Origin of the sequence: Pseudomonas sp. ICMP 10191 (genome assembly GCF_001467335.1) — a bacterium.
Taxonomy (GTDB): domain Bacteria; phylum Pseudomonadota; class Gammaproteobacteria; order Pseudomonadales; family Pseudomonadaceae; genus Aquipseudomonas; species Aquipseudomonas cerasi.
In genome coordinates, this window is the sequence record NZ_LKGW01000135.1 from 251,864 (window position 1) to 267,677 (window position 15,814).

At 61.8% G+C, this 15,814-nt stretch carries 14 protein-coding genes; 6 read left to right on the top strand and 8 right to left on the bottom strand.

Annotation, left to right across the window (positions count from 1 at the left end):
- Positions 1 to 60: 60 nt before the first annotated feature.
- The 3 genes from purD (at position 61) to AO388_RS21645 (ending at position 4,902) form a co-directional block, all read left to right on the top strand.
- Positions 61 to 1,356, top strand: coding sequence for a phosphoribosylamine--glycine ligase (purD, locus tag AO388_RS21635; RefSeq protein ID WP_003431732.1), 1,296 nt, complete (start codon positions 61 to 63; stop codon positions 1,354 to 1,356).
- Positions 1,357 to 1,446: 90 nt separating this feature from the next.
- Complete coding sequence (retS, locus tag AO388_RS21640; protein WP_003431733.1) at positions 1,447 to 4,236, top strand: hybrid sensor histidine kinase/response regulator RetS; 2,790 nt, start codon at positions 1,447 to 1,449, stop codon at positions 4,234 to 4,236.
- Between the two features lie 69 nt (positions 4,237 to 4,305).
- Positions 4,306 to 4,902, top strand: a complete 597-nt coding sequence (locus AO388_RS21645) for a MarC family protein (protein WP_003313945.1) — start codon at positions 4,306 to 4,308, stop codon at positions 4,900 to 4,902.
- Between the two features lie 6 nt (positions 4,903 to 4,908).
- On the opposite strand, the gene AO388_RS21650 is transcribed toward AO388_RS21645, so the two are convergent.
- The 8 genes from AO388_RS21650 to cobG all read right to left on the bottom strand — a co-directional run bounded on the left by AO388_RS21650 (position 4,909) and on the right by cobG (position 12,524).
- Positions 4,909 to 5,544: a hypothetical protein gene (locus AO388_RS21650; protein WP_058417085.1), complete on the bottom strand. Its 636-nt coding sequence runs from the start codon at positions 5,542 to 5,544 to the stop codon at positions 4,909 to 4,911.
- A 35-nt stretch (positions 5,545 to 5,579) separates the two neighbouring features.
- Positions 5,580 to 6,215: a hypothetical protein gene (locus tag AO388_RS21655; RefSeq protein WP_024662967.1), complete on the bottom strand. Its 636-nt coding sequence runs from the start codon at positions 6,213 to 6,215 to the stop codon at positions 5,580 to 5,582.
- A complete protein-coding gene (locus AO388_RS21660) occupies positions 6,208 to 6,906 on the bottom strand; it encodes a hypothetical protein (RefSeq protein WP_024662968.1) in 699 nt (232 codons plus the stop codon). The genes AO388_RS21655 and AO388_RS21660 overlap by 8 nt, the downstream gene beginning before the upstream one ends.
- Before the next feature lie 58 nt (positions 6,907 to 6,964).
- Positions 6,965 to 7,780 (bottom strand): hypothetical protein, encoded by an 816-nt coding sequence (locus tag AO388_RS21665; RefSeq protein ID WP_024662969.1) that lies wholly within the window; start codon positions 7,778 to 7,780, stop codon positions 6,965 to 6,967.
- A 347-nt stretch (positions 7,781 to 8,127) separates the two neighbouring features.
- Complete coding sequence (gene cobJ / locus AO388_RS21670; RefSeq protein WP_024662970.1) at positions 8,128 to 9,831, bottom strand: precorrin-3B C(17)-methyltransferase; 1,704 nt, start codon at positions 9,829 to 9,831, stop codon at positions 8,128 to 8,130.
- Positions 9,831 to 10,562, bottom strand: a complete 732-nt coding sequence (locus AO388_RS21675; protein WP_003368854.1) for a precorrin-2 C(20)-methyltransferase — start codon at positions 10,560 to 10,562, stop codon at positions 9,831 to 9,833. Before AO388_RS21675 ends, cobJ begins: the two co-directional genes overlap by 1 nt.
- On the bottom strand, positions 10,562 to 11,188 hold the full coding sequence (locus tag AO388_RS21680; protein ID WP_003368856.1) for a precorrin-8X methylmutase: 627 nt from the start codon (positions 11,186 to 11,188) through the stop codon (positions 10,562 to 10,564). Before AO388_RS21680 ends, AO388_RS21675 begins: the two co-directional genes overlap by 1 nt.
- Positions 11,181 to 12,524: a precorrin-3B synthase gene (gene cobG / locus AO388_RS21685; RefSeq protein WP_083515860.1), complete on the bottom strand. Its 1,344-nt coding sequence runs from the start codon at positions 12,522 to 12,524 to the stop codon at positions 11,181 to 11,183. Before cobG ends, AO388_RS21680 begins: the two co-directional genes overlap by 8 nt.
- A gap of 135 nt (positions 12,525 to 12,659) precedes the next feature.
- On the opposite strand from cobG, the gene AO388_RS21690 reads away from it, so the two are divergent.
- From AO388_RS21690 to AO388_RS21700, 3 genes are read left to right on the top strand one after another with little or no spacing between them, the layout of a single operon-like run.
- On the top strand, positions 12,660 to 13,862 hold the full coding sequence (locus AO388_RS21690) for a bifunctional cobalt-precorrin-7 (C(5))-methyltransferase/cobalt-precorrin-6B (C(15))-methyltransferase (RefSeq protein WP_058417087.1): 1,203 nt from the start codon (positions 12,660 to 12,662) through the stop codon (positions 13,860 to 13,862).
- Positions 13,862 to 14,974, top strand: a complete 1,113-nt coding sequence (locus AO388_RS21695; protein ID WP_044309575.1) for a cobalt-precorrin-5B (C(1))-methyltransferase — start codon at positions 13,862 to 13,864, stop codon at positions 14,972 to 14,974. Before AO388_RS21690 ends, AO388_RS21695 begins: the two co-directional genes overlap by 1 nt.
- Entirely contained in the window at positions 14,971 to 15,690 is a 720-nt protein-coding gene (locus AO388_RS21700) for a cobalt-precorrin-6A reductase (protein WP_058417088.1), read from the top strand. Before AO388_RS21695 ends, AO388_RS21700 begins: the two co-directional genes overlap by 4 nt.
- Positions 15,691 to 15,814 lie beyond the last annotated feature (124 nt).

A 15,814-nucleotide genomic window follows, 5' to 3' on the forward strand; every position in this document is an offset into this window, starting at 1 on the left:
GGGTTGGGTCGCCCCAGGCACACCGCGTACTCCAGAATCAGCGTCATCGAGGTTTTTGAAATGAATGTTTTGATCATTGGCAGCGGCGGTCGTGAACACGCCCTGGCATGGAAAGTCGCTCAGGACCCACGCGTGCAGAAGGTGTTTGTCGCACCGGGCAATGCGGGCACGGCGATCGAGGCCAAATGCGAAAACGTGGCCATCGACGTTCTGGCACTGGAGCAACTGGCGGATTTCGCTGAAAAGAACGTTGCGCTGACCATCGTCGGCCCGGAAGTACCGTTGGTTGCAGGCGTCGTCGACCTGTTCCGCAGCCGAGGCCTGGACTGCTTCGGCCCGACCGCTGGCGCTGCCCAGCTTGAAGGCTCCAAGGCGTTTACCAAGGACTTCCTGGCGCGTCACAAGATTCCTACTGCCGACTACCAGAACTTTACCGAGATCGAGCCTGCCCTGGCCTATCTGCGTGAAAAAGGCGCGCCGATTGTCATCAAGGCCGACGGCCTGGCCGCGGGCAAGGGCGTGATCGTCGCCATGACCCTGGCAGAAGCCGAAGACGCCGTACGTGACATGCTGGCTGGCAACGCCTTTGGCGACGCCGGTTCGCGCGTTGTCATCGAAGAGTTTCTCGATGGCGAAGAGGCCAGCTTCATTGTCATGGTCGACGGCAAGAATGTACTGCCCATGGCCACCAGCCAGGACCACAAGCGCGTCGGCGACGGCGACAGCGGGCCGAACACCGGCGGGATGGGTGCCTACTCCCCTGCCCCGGTGGTCACCGCCGAGGTTCATCAACGTGTCATGGACCTGGTTATCTGGCCGACCGTCAGGGGTATGGCCGATGAAGGTAACGTTTACACCGGCTTCCTCTATGCTGGTTTGATGATCGATAAAGCAGGCAACCCGAAAGTCATCGAGTTCAACTGCCGCTTCGGCGACCCGGAGACCCAGCCGGTCATGCTGCGTCTGCAATCGAGCCTGGTACTGCTGGTCGAGGCTGCGCTGGCGCAAGCGCTGGACAAGATCGAAGCACAGTGGGACCCACGCCCCAGCCTGGGTATCGTGCTGGCCGCAGGCGGTTATCCTGGCGACTACGCCAAAGGCGCGGTCATCGAGGGTCTGGACGCAGCGGCACAGCTCGAAGGCAAGATATTCCATGCAGGCACGGCCTTGCAGGATGAGCGTGTCGTGACCAGCGGTGGTCGTGTACTGTGTGCCACAGCGCTGGGTGACAGCGTCGGCAACGCGCAGGAAAATGCCTATGCGCTGGCCGCAAAAGTCGACTGGCAAGGGTGTTTCTACCGCAAGGACATTGGCTACCGTGCCATTGCCCGCGAGCGTGGCGAAGACCAGGAATAATCGATCGGACCAGCCTCTTCAAGCAGAGGCTGGCCGGTTGCTCCGGTATTCGCGGTTTTACCAGGCATTCACTCACGAAGGGATTTCATTGTGCGCTGGCTCAGGATTGCCATAGCCTCAACCGTTGGACTGCTGACCCTGCTGTTCATGCTTTCGGCGCAGGCCGAGCATGGTGCAGGCTGGTCGACGCTGCTCGACGAAAAGGCCCATCTGACGCTGGATGAAATCCGCTCGGCGCGCTATCAGAATCAATTCAGCCCCACCGAGCTGGAACGGGTCGCGGCAGCGGATCGCGGCAGCGCGGTATGGCTGCATTACCGCCTGCAACCGACCCAGCACGAGCAATTGCTGCGTATCTTCGCCCCGGACCTTTCCAGCGCCGACATGTATGTCATGGACGGCGATCGACAGATTGATCATCTACGCACGGGCAACGACGTGCCGATTGAAGATCAGCGACTGCCATCCAACGATTTCCTGCTGCCGGTTCCGCAAAGCTCGGCCTCGCTGGATATCTACCTGAGACTGGTCTCTGCGCAGAAAATGCGCCCCAGCATCACCCTTGAACCGGCCATCGAAAGCGCCGCCAACGAAACCCAGCCATTGCTGTTCGGACTGCTGTTTGGCGCGCTGTCCATGCTGATCGTGCAGAATCTGACGCGTTACGGACACACCCGGTCGCGCAGCAATCTGTGGCTGGCCGCCTGCGAATCGTTACTCGGGCTCAGTGCGCTGTTGCTCCTCAACCTGCTCCGCCCGATCGACCCGTGGAATATCGCGCAAACCCCGAGCGCACACCTGGCGCTGCTGCTGGCCGCTGTCGCAGGCCTGATCTACACCTACTGTTTCTTCGTCCATCGCAATGCCCGCAAACTCGATCGTCTGTTGCTGGGCAACGCGGTGCTCATGGGGATCGGCGCCTTGCTGGTGCTGTTCGACGAAAAGCTGCCGATCAACTTCCTGACGTTCGGCCTGGTCTCGCTGACGACACTGAGCATTCTGGCGGTGTCGATGTGGCACTGGCAGAAGGGCTATCGCTCGGCGCGCCTGTTTGTCCTCGGAATGATCACCTTCAATATCGGCTACATGGTGGTCCTGCCCGGCCTGCTGTGGCTGAGCCTGGTGCCACCGCAATGGCTGCTGCTGGCGCTGCTCAGCGTGTTCTGCATCAGCGGCCTGCTGATGAGCCTGGCCCTCAGCGAACGCCATCGCAGTATCACCGAAGACCGCTTCAGCATCAGCCGCGATCAGGCGGCCAGCACCGCCGAAATCAACGCCAAAGCCGAGTTTCTGGCCAAGATCAGCCACGAGATTCGCACCCCGATGAACGGCGTGCTGGGCATGACCGAGCTGCTGCTCGGCACCCCGCTGTCGGTCAAACAGCGCGACTATGTGCAGACCATTCACAGTGCCGGTAACGAACTGCTGACGCTGATCAACGAGATTCTCGACATCACCAAGCTCGAGTCAGGACAGATCGAACTGGACGACGTGCAGTTCGACATCGGCGCGCTGGTCGAGGACTGCCTGAATATCTTCCGCGCCAAGGCCGAACAGCAACAGGTCGAGCTGATCAGCCAGATCCAGCCTCAGGTGCCACGTGTCATCAATGGTGACCCGACCCGCCTGCGCCAGACACTGCTGAGCCTGCTGGAAAATGCCCTGAAGAAGACCGACGAAGGTGAGATTCTGCTGGCAGTCGCCCTTGAGTCCTCGAAAAGCGGGAATACGCGGCTGCGCATTTCGGTTCAGGACAGCGGCGAAACGCTTTCCGACGAAGAACGTGAAGAACTGCTGCACGCCGAACTGCACAGCCGGAACTTCCTGGCCAGCAGCCGGCTCGGCGGTCATCTGGGACTGGTGATCGCTCGTCAGTTGATCGTACTGATGGATGGCGAATTCGGCATTCAGAACAATGGCGCGCAAGGCAATACGCTGTGGTTGAACCTGCCTCTGGACGCCAAGCTGCTCGAACAGCCGACCATTGATCTGGACAGCCCGCTCAAAGATGCCAGGGTGCTGGTGGTCGATGACAACGACACATGCCGCAAAGTGCTGGTTCAGCAATGCAGTGCCTGGGGCCTGAATGTCAGTGCAGTGGCATCCGGCAAGGAGGCACTGGCCTTGCTCAGGACCAAGGCGCACCTGCGCGACTATTTCGATGTGGTCCTGCTCGATCAGAACATGCCGGGCATGACCGGTATGCAACTGGCCGCCAAGATCAAGGAAGACCCGAGCCTGAATCACGACATACTGTTGATCATGCTGACCGGCATCAGCAATGCACCCAGCAAGATCATCGCGCGCAACTGCGGCATCAAGCGCATTCTGGCCAAACCGGTGGCGGGCTATACGCTCAAGACCACGCTGGCAGATGAACTGACCCAGTTGAACAAGGGTGTCGTGTCGAACAAGCCCGGCCCGGTCGTGACGCCGCCGGTCAGCGTCCCCGGCGACTTCCGTATTCTGGTGGCCGAAGACAACAGCATTTCGACCAAGGTCATCCGCGGCATGCTCGGCAAGCTCAACCTCAACCCCGATACCGCGAGCAATGGCGAAGAAGCGCTGCGAGCCATGAAAGCGCAGCGTTATGATCTGGTGCTGATGGACTGCGAGATGCCGATACTCGACGGCTTCTCGGCCACCGAGCAATTGCGCGCCTGGGAAGTCGGCAATCAGCGTGTACGCACCCCGGTCGTTGCACTGACCGCGCATATTCTCACCGAGCATAAAGACCGCGCACGCCAGGCTGGCATGGACGGCCACATGGCCAAGCCCATCGAACTGTCGCAGTTGCGCGAACTGGTCGAGCACTGGGTGGCGCACCGTGACAAGGCCCGTGGGCTGACGTCGGACGGCGAGCACTATCGGCAAAACTGACGGCGACGGGAAAGGCCTGTGGCCTGATAGACTGCCGATGCCATCCACCTGCTGCTGTGAGTCGAAGCCATGCTTCACGTGTTGTTCAGCGTCTATCTGAAAATGCTGGTGCTTTACAGCCCGTTTTTCGTTCTTTCCTGCTTCATCAGCCTGACGCGTGGTCACTCGCGCAAGGAACAGCGGCGCCTGGCCTGGAAGGTGGCACTGGCGACACTGGTTTCCAGCGTCTTGCTGTATCTGTTCGGGCGCGTGATTTTCGATGTATTCGGCATCACGGTCGATGCATTCAGGATTGGGGCTGGCAGCGTGCTGTTCATCTCGGCACTGGGCATGGCCCAGGGCAAGTCGGCGGTCCAGACCGACAATATCCAGCAGGATGTGACCATCGTTCCTCTGACCATCCCGCTGACCGTCGGCCCCGGTACGATCGGTGCGCTGCTGGTCATGGGCGTCAGTCAGCCCCACTGGGACGACAAACTCACCGCCATTCTGAGTATTGCGCTGGCCAGTCTGACCGTCGGCGTCGTGCTTTACCTCTCCAACCGTATCGAACGCATCCTCGGCGATCAGGGTTTGCAGATTGTCAGCCGTTTGATGGGACTGTTCGTCTGTGCACTGGCCGCGCAAATCATTTTCACCGGCATCAGGGGCTACCTGCTGCCCTGACAGAACTCAGATACTTGCAGCCCGCACCATGCCTTGCGCCCTGCCGTCCAGATAACGCATCACCGCGTCACGATGAGCGGCATACACCTTGCTGTCAAAGATGTAACTGCCGCCCTTGAAGTGAAACAGCAGTCTTCGCCTTCCTGGCGCATGGTCGTCCACACTCAGGTGCAGACTGCAAAGCAACAGGAGCATCCGGCCAAGTTCATACTTTTCGCAGGGTACGATCTGAAAACTGCCCAGACGTCCCTGGTCGAAGCCGCGCTGAAAGTACGACTCTGCTGCCTGGCCTACCCCCATTGCAGCAACCGCACGCTGCACCATGTCGCCAAGACGCTTACGATCCGCAGGATGACTGACCTTGAACGTGGCCTGCAATAAATCGTCGACACTGCTCACCACCAGCGAGTCCCCAAGGACCACGCCCTTTTGCTGTATACCGCGCGCCTTGAGGCGGCTGCGGTAGTAATACATCCAGGTCCCCCACTGGGTTTTGAAATCAAACTGCCTGCCCGCGAACAACTGGGCGTCCAGAAGAACGTTCTGAACATCCGTGCGCTCTTCGTTCGAAAGCCCGGGCAAAAACGCGACCATACTGGCGATAGTGCCCAGATAGGCCGCGTTACCTGTGTCTGCATTCATTTGCGTTACTCCCTTCCATGGGCTTATCCAGGTTGCTAAAGACTGATGATTTCGGCTGCAGCACGATCAGCCAGGGCGTCCTGCACCGTCTGGCGAAAAGGCTCGAAACTCTGGCGACTGAAGCGGAACGCAGTACTGACGGCACGCACCTGCATCTCGCCGCCCAATATCTGCCAGAAATAACGCGCGGGCCGCAGCGCCAGGGTGGTCATCTGCAGGCTGCACAGAAGGATCGACACCTCGTCCTTATTGCGCATTGCACAGGGCATGAGCTGAAAGCTTTCTGAGCGCCCGGACGTAAACCAGCTGCTGAAAAAACTCGTCGCATGATCACTGCTCAATAGCCTGTCGAGCGAACTGCGGTAGAGTTGGCGAAGCTCGCCAGCGTTATCGACCACGGATAGCTGCAGTTTTCCAATGTCACTGAAACTGTGGATTTTCAATCGGGCATCGTTGATCCCGGCGCTCCGCGAACCGCCTGTGGCGGCAATCGAGCGCTGGTAAGCATCCAGCCATGCACGCCAGTTCACTCTGGAAGAATGGCGATCATCTGCGACCAGTCGGGCATGGTGCAGACAATCCATTATGTCCTGGCGCAAATCAGGTTCGACATTGCGGGCGAAGGACAGCACGCTGGCACCCGTCAGTAGAGTTTCATCCGGATCAGACATCGGGACTGCCCCCGAGCGGCATGATCAGGCACGCACGCTTGCTCGACAGCGCGGTGTCGATGCCATCGCGAAACTGCGAATAGACCTGTTCAAACAGTTGCATTGCATGGACAGTCACAGCGATGTTGCCGTAGACACTCTTCGACTCGATGACCTCGAAAAGAAACCCGGATGACAACGGCTGACGTGTGGTGAATTGAAGCTGCACCAGCTTGAGCTTCTGTCGGGTGTCGACGAAAGCCAGTTGCAGAACTACGCTGACCTGCAATTTTCCCGAGTGATTCAAACCGCTCTGTACCGTCTGACTGCGCAACAGATGAAGCGCTTCGCTCGCGACGGACTGGCTGCCTGCCCTGCGCATGAACGCCTCCGCACGCAGGAGCGTCTCGGCTGACACCCACGGTACAAGCGCACGCACCATGCAACTCCACACTGTTTCAGCGGAGTCTTCAGGCAAAGGCTGGCTGATATGTTCGCTGGCGCTCGGCAGCCAGCCGAAACGCTGCGCAGCGGTGAGACGGGTTTCATTCCATTTTTCGGGTTCGGCAAACTTCGAGTGTTGTTTCGATGCGGCCAGCTGCACGTACAGCATCGAGTCCAGCACATCATTTTTCAGGGCGACCCGCTGCGGCTCGGGGAAAAACATCAAACAGCCCGCATTGACGACTACGGCATCCAATTCCTGCTTCATGGGAGAATTCCTTTTATCCCGAAAGCGGAGGCAGTCCGCGCCTCCGCCAACACTCCGATCAGATTTCGTACTCTGCAATCGCATTACTGACATTGTCGCCAAGCCGTTGCTCGATCAGCTTGCGATAGCGCGCATACAGGTCCGTGTTGAGCAACAGGTTGTGCTCGCCCTTCCAGGTCTGGACACTGGTGCCCTGCCATTCCCAGAACAGCACATTGGTGACGTCACTGTCGGCCTGAAAGCTGACTGCCGCCATGGCCAGACTGACGATGCTGTCCCCGGATTCGATACAGGAGGCGATACGGAAGCTACCGCCACGGTGTGCCTTGGTCTGGCTCTCGAACAGGCGCAGGGGTTCTTTCCTGGCCTGCAGCGCGGCGACGGCATCTGCAGCCACTTTGAGCATCAGCAGCGATGCAGGCCCGGGTAACGCGGCAGCTGCAATGGCCGAACCGAGGATCTCCAGACCGACTTCGTCCATGGTGAAACGCTGCTGGGTGGCACGGTAGCGCGCATAGTTCCAATGGGTGGAGAGCCAGCCCACCTTGGAAAGCACTTCGTTGAATTTGTCATACCACTGATCGCCCTGGGTTTCAGAGCTGAACGCCTTGTTGGCCACAAGGGTGGCGAACAGAAAGGAATTCATCACGTCCTGCTTGCTCTGCGCCGACATACCGTTGGGAAATGCCAGCACACTGCCTGCAACCACCGCACCTTCATGGCCGGACTGTGCGTCAGTGACGTCACCTGCCTGAGGCAATCCGGGGATTGCGGGGGCCGCGAATGCGCCCAACGAAGCTGGGCATTCAGCCAGCTCGCAGGCGGCAATGTAATCGAGGTTGTCAGTGCTGTTCATGGTTTTGTCCTGTGTCATTTCATTAGTCCTTTAACTCATGCGTCCTGATGGACTGAATCGAGACTAACGAAATAAATCAGGCGGTTTTTTCGGAGCTTTCCGTTGCCCTCTGGTGGCTTTCGGGCACTTGGCTGCCGAACTCGATACGCAGAGCCAGATTCAACCCGCCATCTGCCTCCCGGCGTACCGCAGGTGAGCGAATATTCCGGGGAGGCTTCTGGAATCGGACTACCGACGACGACGGTTGAAGAGAGCCGATTCGCTCAAGCCTCTGGGCCGAAACAAAGGCTCACAGGCTTGAAGTGACATCGCCACTTCAGCACTTTCCCACGATAAATGGCAGCAGGTATGACACGCGTGTGCGCTCAACCTGTAGGCTTGTTGCCGTACCAACGCGGCGTATAGACCCAGTTGCCGCCTCCGTGGCGCGCAAAGGTGCACGTCAGGGAGGAGCCGATCAACACCATGGTGCGCATGTCCACCTGCTCCGGTGTCAATTCGCCCAGCGTGATAACCCTCAATGTCTGCCCGGGACGGCCGATGTCGCGGCCCAGCGTCACAGGGGTTGCAGGGATGCGATGCTGGCGGACAATCTCCAGCGCACGCCCCAGTTGCCAGGGTCGGGAGCGAGATATCGGGTTGTAGAATGCCAGCGCCAGATCGGCCTGACAGGCGAGGTCCAGACGCTTTTCGATGATGTCCCAGGGCTTGAGGTTGTCGGACAGCGACAGCACGCAGAAATCATGCCCCAGCGGCGCACCAGCCTGAGCGGCGGTTGCCAGAGAAGCCGAGACACCCGGCAGAATCTCCAGCTCGACCGCATGCCAGTGAGGATTATCCGACTCATGCAACGCCTCAAGCACCGCTGAAGCCATGGCGAACACTCCCGGATCACCGGACGACACCACGACCACCGAACGGCCTTGAGCAGCCAGCTCGAAGGCATGCCGGGCACGCTGCATTTCTTCGCGATTGTCAGTGCAGTGCAGTACCTGATCGGCACGAAACGGCCCTGCCATCCGCACGTAGGTTTCATAGCCCAGCACATCATTGGCACGTGCCAGTTCGGCCTTGACCGCAGGCACCATCAGGTCTGCTGCGCCAGGGCCCAGACCAATGACGGCAACGCGGCCACGCCCGCGGCCGATACTCTGCACCTCCAGCGGTTGCGCCGCGACAGCAATCGCGGTGTGGGCGTCGACGCAGAGCGGTGGCAACAGCTGCGGCACAGCCTTCATGGCCATCTCGCTGGCCGCAGCGGCGCTGACGAATCGCACCGCAACGTCCAGCTCGGCGGCAGCCTTGTGCAGGTGCGGATTGGCCATCTGCTCCTCGGCAGCCAACAGGCACGCCAAGGACTGCCCGGCAATACGTACCTCGCGCAGGGCCGAGCGCACGTGCTCAGCCAGTTCGTCACTGAGGTCAGTCACCGCCACCAGCACGTTACGCGGGTAGATCAGCAATTCATGGGGTGACGGCTCGCGCAGGGTACTGCCAACATGAATGGCCAGCGCGGCCTGTGGGTCTTCGGGCAGTTGCGCCTGGGCCAGCCAAGGGGCTTCGCCCTCGATGCGTACAGGTTCGCCGGACAGCAGGTCGGAAACGAAACGCTTGCCCAGCTCCAGATCGCCCAGCGCATAGCCGCTTGGCGGGTTGAGCAGACAGGTGCCGAAACGCAGCTCGCCGCTGGTGGTGATCGCTGGCGCAACGCCAAGCCCGCTGGCGATGCTGCGCGCCAGGACATTCACCCCGCCAAGGCCGCCAAGCAGCGGCACTACGGCGCTGCCGTCTTCGGCCACGGCGAGCACTGGCGGTTCGGCGCCCTTCTCCAGCAGCACGGCGGCCAGGGTGCGAATAACGATACCGGCTGCGCAAAGGGCGATGATCGGTGTGTTCTGTTGATACAGCTGGCGCAGCGTCGCGCCGAACTCGCTGTAAGTGCGGTCGGCCCCCTGCACGCGCTCGGCCAGGCCATGAATCAGCGCATCGGGGAACAGCTGTTGAATGCGCCGCGCGGTGGCAAGGCTGCCATTGCCGAGAATGACGATGGCCGGGGTCATGGAGGTCATCAGCCTTGCCACCTGTCGCCAGGGACGATAATCAGCGAAAAATACGGCGAAGACATCGGGTCGACCTGGTCCAGCGGGACGATTTTCTGGTTGCTCATCGTGGCGCGCTCAACATACAGCGCACGCCCGGCCATCCCCAGTTCGGTCAGCACCTCGCGAACCTTGTGGAAATTGCGCCCCAGTTTCATGATCACCGCCGCGTCGGCGTCGGCCAGCTTGCGTTTCAGGTCGTCGTGGGACAGCACGCCGGACAGCACTGACAGGCTCTGGTTGCGATACACCAGCGGCGCGCCCAGCACCGAAGCGCCACCGAGCATCGAGCACACACCCGGGATCACTTCGGCCTCGTAGCGCTCGGCCAGACGATCGTGCAGGTACATGTAGGAGCCATAGAAAAACGGATCGCCTTCGCAGATCACCGCCACGTCACGTCCGGCGTCCAGGTGCGCGGCAATGTGCCGGCTGGATTCGTCGTAGAAGTCGCTGATGAGCTTTTCGTAGGACAGTGTCGGCGGCAATGCCTCAGTGGTCACCGGGTAGACCAGCGGCATCAGGGTCTGAACGTCCTGCAGATGCGCTTCGATGATGCCGAATGCGTTGCCCTTTTTGCCCTTGGCCACGAAATACGCCACCACCGGCGACTCGCGCAGCAGACGCAGGGCTTTGACAGTGATCAGCTCCGGGTCGCCGGGACCTACGCCCAGGCCAATCAATCGACCGCGTGCCTGCATCATTCGATCTCCGTGGCCAGTGCGTTGACTGCGGCCACGGCCATGGCGCTGCCGCCACGGCGGCCCTGCATGATCACGAACGGCACACCGCGGCTATCGGCGGCAAGCATCGCCTTGGACTCGGCGGCGCCGACAAAGCCGACCGGAAAGCCGAGAATCAGTGCAGGCTTCGGCGCACCGGCATCGAGCATTTCCAACAGATAGAACAGCGCGGTCGGCGCGTTGCCGATGACCACCACGCTGCCTTCCAGGTGCGGACGCCACAGCTCAAGCGCCACCGCAGAACGCGTATTGCCCAGCTCCAGGGCCATTTCCCGCACGCCTTCATCATGCAAGGTGCAGATGATCGGATTATTGGCGGGCAGACGGGTGCGAGTGATGCCTTCGGAGACCATGCGCGCATCGCACAGGATCGGCGCTCCGGCGGCCAGAGCGTTGCGCCCGGCAGTACCGGCACCCGGCGAGAAGCGCAGGTCTTCGATGACTTCGACCATCCCGCAGGCATGGATCACGCGCACGGCGAGTTTTTCCAGGTCGGCAGGGATCGTGTCAAGACGCGCTTCGGCGCGAATGATCGAGAAAGAGTTGCGATATATCTCCTGACCATCGCGGATGTAATCAATCATGCATGTTGCTCCGTGAGCCGGCGTTCAACTGCGCGCCGACTGCTTCAATAGTAAGGTTGCGCGCGCGCAGCACGCCGAAACCGGCATGCGCTGCATCGCGAAAATAAAGATCGTAACGGCCCGGCGCGACAGCCAGCAAGGTTACTGGCGCTACGTGAGCGGCAGCGCAGGAACGCGTGCAGCCGCTCACGTGCACAGCCTGGCCGGTAGCCAGCCCGGCAGCCAGTTGCAGGGCGTCGGACTTGGTATCGGCCAGCCCCTTGGCGCACCCGGCAGAACCGGTACAGGCGAGCATCTGCGCCAGTGGTTGCTCGGCCGCCGCGACGAATCCCGATGCCTGCAACGCGTCCAGCACCGCCGCGGCGCGCTCGACCGGCACGTTCGGCAACAACAGGCTTTGCCAGGGCGTCAGGCGCAGCGTGCCGTCGCCCTGATCCGCCGCCAGTTGCGCCACACTGGAAAGCATCGCCGCATCGAGACGCCCCAACGGTACTGCAGCGCCCACCGCCACCCGATTCGGCTGGGCCTGTGGATAAACACCAATGTGGCGAATGCCTTGAATGGCCGGACGCTGCCAATCGGTGATCGCCTTATCGGTCCGCACTGTGCAGCCGGACCGGGTCGACAGCTCGCGCAGCATATCGTCGGTCGAAACCTCGGCCAGCAGGTGTCGCATCCGGGTGTGCTCGGGACGGGCAAGGTCGAGAAACAGCTCCAGCAGTGCGACAACCAGCGTCTTCCCCTCGGCCACAGGGACAGCCGCCAGCGGTCGGTCATGGGCCGGGCAGCCGGCCAGCCCGAACGCCAGCAACACTTCGCCATCGACTTTCAGCGCCGACAGCCACACGTCATGCGGGTGTTCGAGCATGACCAGCGCTTCACCAGCGTCCAGCGACAAGGCAAACTTGGGGGACAGCTCATGAAAACGCGGGTGATGTTCCAGCGCGTCGAGAATCTGCGCCGCCAGCGGCCGGGCATCGAAGAGCATCTGCGGGTCCAGCCCGGCCGTCGGGCTGAGCATCAGGTTGCGCACATCGTCGCTGGCCGGGTTGGCGGGGCCGAGCCCTGCCGCCATCAAGGCGCCGATCAACCCGTCGTGATTGGCACCAATGCCGCGAATCTGCAAATTGGCGCGGTTGGTGGCTTCGATAACACCCTGTGCATACGTGCTCGCGGCCTCGGCAACGGCCATGGCCTGCGCACGGGTGATCACCCCGCCCGCCAGCTTGATCCGGCAGATCCCGCCGTCCAGTGCCGGGACGATACGCAGCAACCCCGGGCAGGCCGAGGGGCGTAGCGTTGCAGAGGATGTGCGAGCGGACTGCTGCTCGTTCAATGGGTCACCCGATGTGAACTGGCTGGAAACGGACGTTGATTAGAGCACTTGTACCCCGTCGGGCGCGGTATTATGCCTGCTTTGTCCGCAGGCATGAAAAGGCGCTCTGTCGGAAGTTCGGATTGAGGTAGGTACATGTCACCGTGGCTGACAGTCGTGGGAATCGGAGAAGACGGTTACAAAGGGCTCGGCAAGAACGCCAGACACGCTCTGCTGCACGCTGATCAGGTGTTCGGCGGCCCGCGTCAGCTGGCGTTGCTGCCGCCGTGCATTCGCGCCGAACGACGTGCGTGGCCGAGTCCTTTCTCGTTGAACCCGGTGCTCGAGCAGCGGGGTGCCGAGATCTGCGTGCTGGCCAGTGGCGACCCGATGATGTTCGGCGTCGGCGCCAGTCTCGCACGCGTGGTCAGCATTGACGAAATGCGCATTCTGCCCGCGCCCTCCTCTTACTCTCTGGCCGCCGCCCGCCTCGGCTGGCCGCTGCAGGACGTCGTCACCCTGTCGGTGGTTGCCCGGCCGGTGGCCGCGCTGAACGCACACGTCCACCATGGCATGCGTCTGCTGGTGTTGAGTAACGACGGCAGCAGCCCCGCCCTGATTGCCGGTTTGTTGCGCGAACGCGGCTTTGGTCCAAGCCGCATGACCGTCCTGGAACATCTGGGTGGCGAAGCCGAGCGGCGCGTCGAAGGACTGGCCAGCGAGTGGGGCAACCCCGAGATCGCCGCGCTGAACCTGGTTGCCATCGACTGTCGTGCCGACGCCAGCGCCATCCGTCTGAGCCCCATTTCAGGTTTGCCGGACAGCGCGTTCGAACATGACGGCCAGCTTACCAAGCGCGACGTGCGCGCCATCACCCTCGCCCGCCTTGCACCGCTGCCGGGCGAACTGTTGTGGGATGTCGGCGCGGGTTGCGGCTCCATCGGCGTCGAATGGATGCGCGCGCACCCGACCTGCAGGGCGATGGCTATCGAAGCCGATGAAGGCCGCCAGCAACTGATCGAATTCAACCGCGACGCACTCGGCGTGCCCGGCCTGCAATTGGTGCGGGGCAGCGCGCCTCAGGCCCTGAGCGGTCTGGAACGCCCGGATGCGATCTTCATCGGCGGTGGCGTGACGCGTGTCGGCGTGCTGGAAACCTGCTGGGAACAACTGCGTCCGGGCGGCCGACTGGTCGCCAATGCGGTCACCCTGCAAAGCGAAACGGCCTTGATGGCCTGGCGCGAACGGCATGGCGGCGAGCTGACCCGTATCCACGTCGCCCATGCACAACCCCTTGGCGAATTCGACACGTGGCGTCAGGCGTTGCCGATCACCCTGCTGGACGTAGTCAAACCCTGATGCGCGAAGAAACCGCCGAACAGCCTGCGCCACTGCGCAGCGGCCTGACCACTGGCAGTTGTGCGACCGCAACCAGCCTCGCAGCCGCGCGGCTGTTGCTCTGTGGGCAGATCAGCGATGCGGTGGACATCGTTCTGCCCAAGGGCAAACAGGTACAGATGCGCCTGGAATTCTGCCGGCTTGTGGATGACTTCGCGGAAGCTGCAACGCTCAAGGATGCAGGCGACGATCCGGATGTCACCCACGGCGCGCTGGTATTTGCCCGCGTCAGGCTACAGGCGGCAGCAGGCGTGCGCTTCGTGGCGGGTGCAGGCGTCGGCACCGTGACCCGCCCCGGGCTGGTGCTGGCAGTCGGTGAGCCGGCCATCAACCCGGTGCCCCGGCGCATGATGACCGAGCATCTGCTTCGGCTGGCCGAAGAACAAGGCTACAGCGGCGGATTCGAAGTCACGATCGGCGTCGAGGGCGGCGAGGCGCTGGCGCTCAAGACCATGAACCCGCGCCTGGGCATTCTCGGCGGACTGTCGATTCTCGGCACCAGCGGGATTGTCCGGCCGTTCTCCTGCGCGGCCTATATCGCCTCGATCCATCAGGGCATCGACGTCGCCACCACCAACGGCTATCGGCATATCGCCGCCTGCACCGGCAATGCCAGCGAAGACACCATGCGCCGCGTCTATAAAATCCCCGATATCGCCCTGATCGAGATGGGCGACTTTGTCGGTGCGGTGCTCAAGCACTTGCGCAAGGTGCCTGTGGATAAGTTGAGCGTGTGCGGAGGCTTCGGCAAGATCAGCAAGCTGGCCGCCGGCCATATGGACCTGCACAGCCGCCATTCCAGCATCGACCTGCCGCAACTGGCGCACTGGGCTGCGCAGGTCGGCGCGGATGCAGGCCTGCAACAACGGATCCTTGAAGCCAACACCAGTCAGCAAGCGCTGGCGATGAGCGCTGCGGCAGGTGTGCCACTGGGTGACGAAGTGTGTCGCCACGCGCTGAGTTTCGCGCGCAGCATCGTGCCTGCGAGCGTTCAGGTGGAGGTTTTCGCCATTGACCGTCAGGGCGGACTGGTGGGTCAGGCTGGCGTTGATTTACAGAGAGAAGCGACATGAAACGCATCCTGCTGCTGGGCGGCATTACCGAGGCCTTGGCGATTGCGCGGAAGCTCGGGCCTGAGCACATCTACAGCCTCGCGGGCGTGGGCCGGGTGCCGTCTGACCTGGCCTGCCAATTGAAGGTCGGCGGTTATGGCGGCGCCGAGGGGATGGCGCAGTACATGGGCGAACAGGGCGTCGACTTGCTGCTGGACGCCACCCACCCGTACGCCGCACAGATCAGCCACAACGCAGCGCGAGCGGCCAGGCTGGCCGGCATTCCCTGCTGGGCCTTGCGCCGCACCGCGTGGCAGGCAGGTCCAGAGGACGACTGGCGCGAAGTGGCTGACTGGTCAGAACTGGCCACTGCCCTGCTCCCGTTCAAGCGCCCGTTGTTCACGCTGGGTCGCGAGCCCTTGCAGCACCTGAACGAAATCCCGCCGCACCAGTTCTGGACACTCCGGGCACTGGACGACTACCCCGGCAACCAACGCTGCGAAGTGATCGGCGCACGTGGCCCGTTCATGCTGGAAGACGAGCGCCAGTTGTTCGAACAACGCCGCATCGACGTACTGATCAGCAAAAACAGCGGCAGCAGCTCCACCGAACCCAAGCTCGACGTCGCCCGCGAACGCGGCCTGCCCGTCCTGATCCTCAAACGCCCGCAGTTGCCTGACGCTGATAGGCTGTTCTGGGGTGTGGATGCAGTGCTGGAGGCGTTGGGCCTGGATTGATCAGCCGTCTTTAGTCCTCACTGAATGGACCTGTGGGGAGCTTGCTCACGAAGAGGTCGGGGGAGCCGCTGGAAATCTGTGATCCGTTAATACGCCTTCGCGAGCAAGCTCGCTCCCACAGGAT

Excerpts from the sequence above, each read along its gene's own strand:
- purD (WP_003431732.1), top strand. The coding sequence starts at position 61 with ATGAATGTTTTGATCATTGGCAGCGGCGGTCGTGAACACGCCCTGGCA.
- AO388_RS21645 (WP_003313945.1), top strand. The coding sequence starts at position 4,306 with ATGCTTCACGTGTTGTTCAGCGTCTATCTGAAAATGCTGGTGCTTTAC.
- AO388_RS21650 (WP_058417085.1), bottom strand. The coding sequence starts at position 5,544 with ATGAATGCAGACACAGGTAACGCGGCCTATCTGGGCACTATCGCCAGT.
- AO388_RS21655 (WP_024662967.1), bottom strand. The coding sequence starts at position 6,215 with ATGTCTGATCCGGATGAAACTCTACTGACGGGTGCCAGCGTGCTGTCC.
- AO388_RS21660 (WP_024662968.1), bottom strand. The coding sequence starts at position 6,906 with ATGAAGCAGGAATTGGATGCCGTAGTCGTCAATGCGGGCTGTTTGATG.
- AO388_RS21665 (WP_024662969.1), bottom strand. The coding sequence starts at position 7,780 with ATGACACAGGACAAAACCATGAACAGCACTGACAACCTCGATTACATT.
- cobJ (WP_024662970.1), bottom strand. The coding sequence starts at position 9,831 with ATGACCTCCATGACCCCGGCCATCGTCATTCTCGGCAATGGCAGCCTT.
- AO388_RS21675 (WP_003368854.1), bottom strand. The coding sequence starts at position 10,562 with ATGCAGGCACGCGGTCGATTGATTGGCCTGGGCGTAGGTCCCGGCGAC.
- AO388_RS21680 (WP_003368856.1), bottom strand. The coding sequence starts at position 11,188 with ATGATTGATTACATCCGCGATGGTCAGGAGATATATCGCAACTCTTTC.
- AO388_RS21690 (WP_058417087.1), top strand. The coding sequence starts at position 12,660 with ATGTCACCGTGGCTGACAGTCGTGGGAATCGGAGAAGACGGTTACAAA.
- AO388_RS21695 (WP_044309575.1), top strand. The coding sequence starts at position 13,862 with ATGCGCGAAGAAACCGCCGAACAGCCTGCGCCACTGCGCAGCGGCCTG.
- AO388_RS21700 (WP_058417088.1), top strand. The coding sequence starts at position 14,971 with ATGAAACGCATCCTGCTGCTGGGCGGCATTACCGAGGCCTTGGCGATT.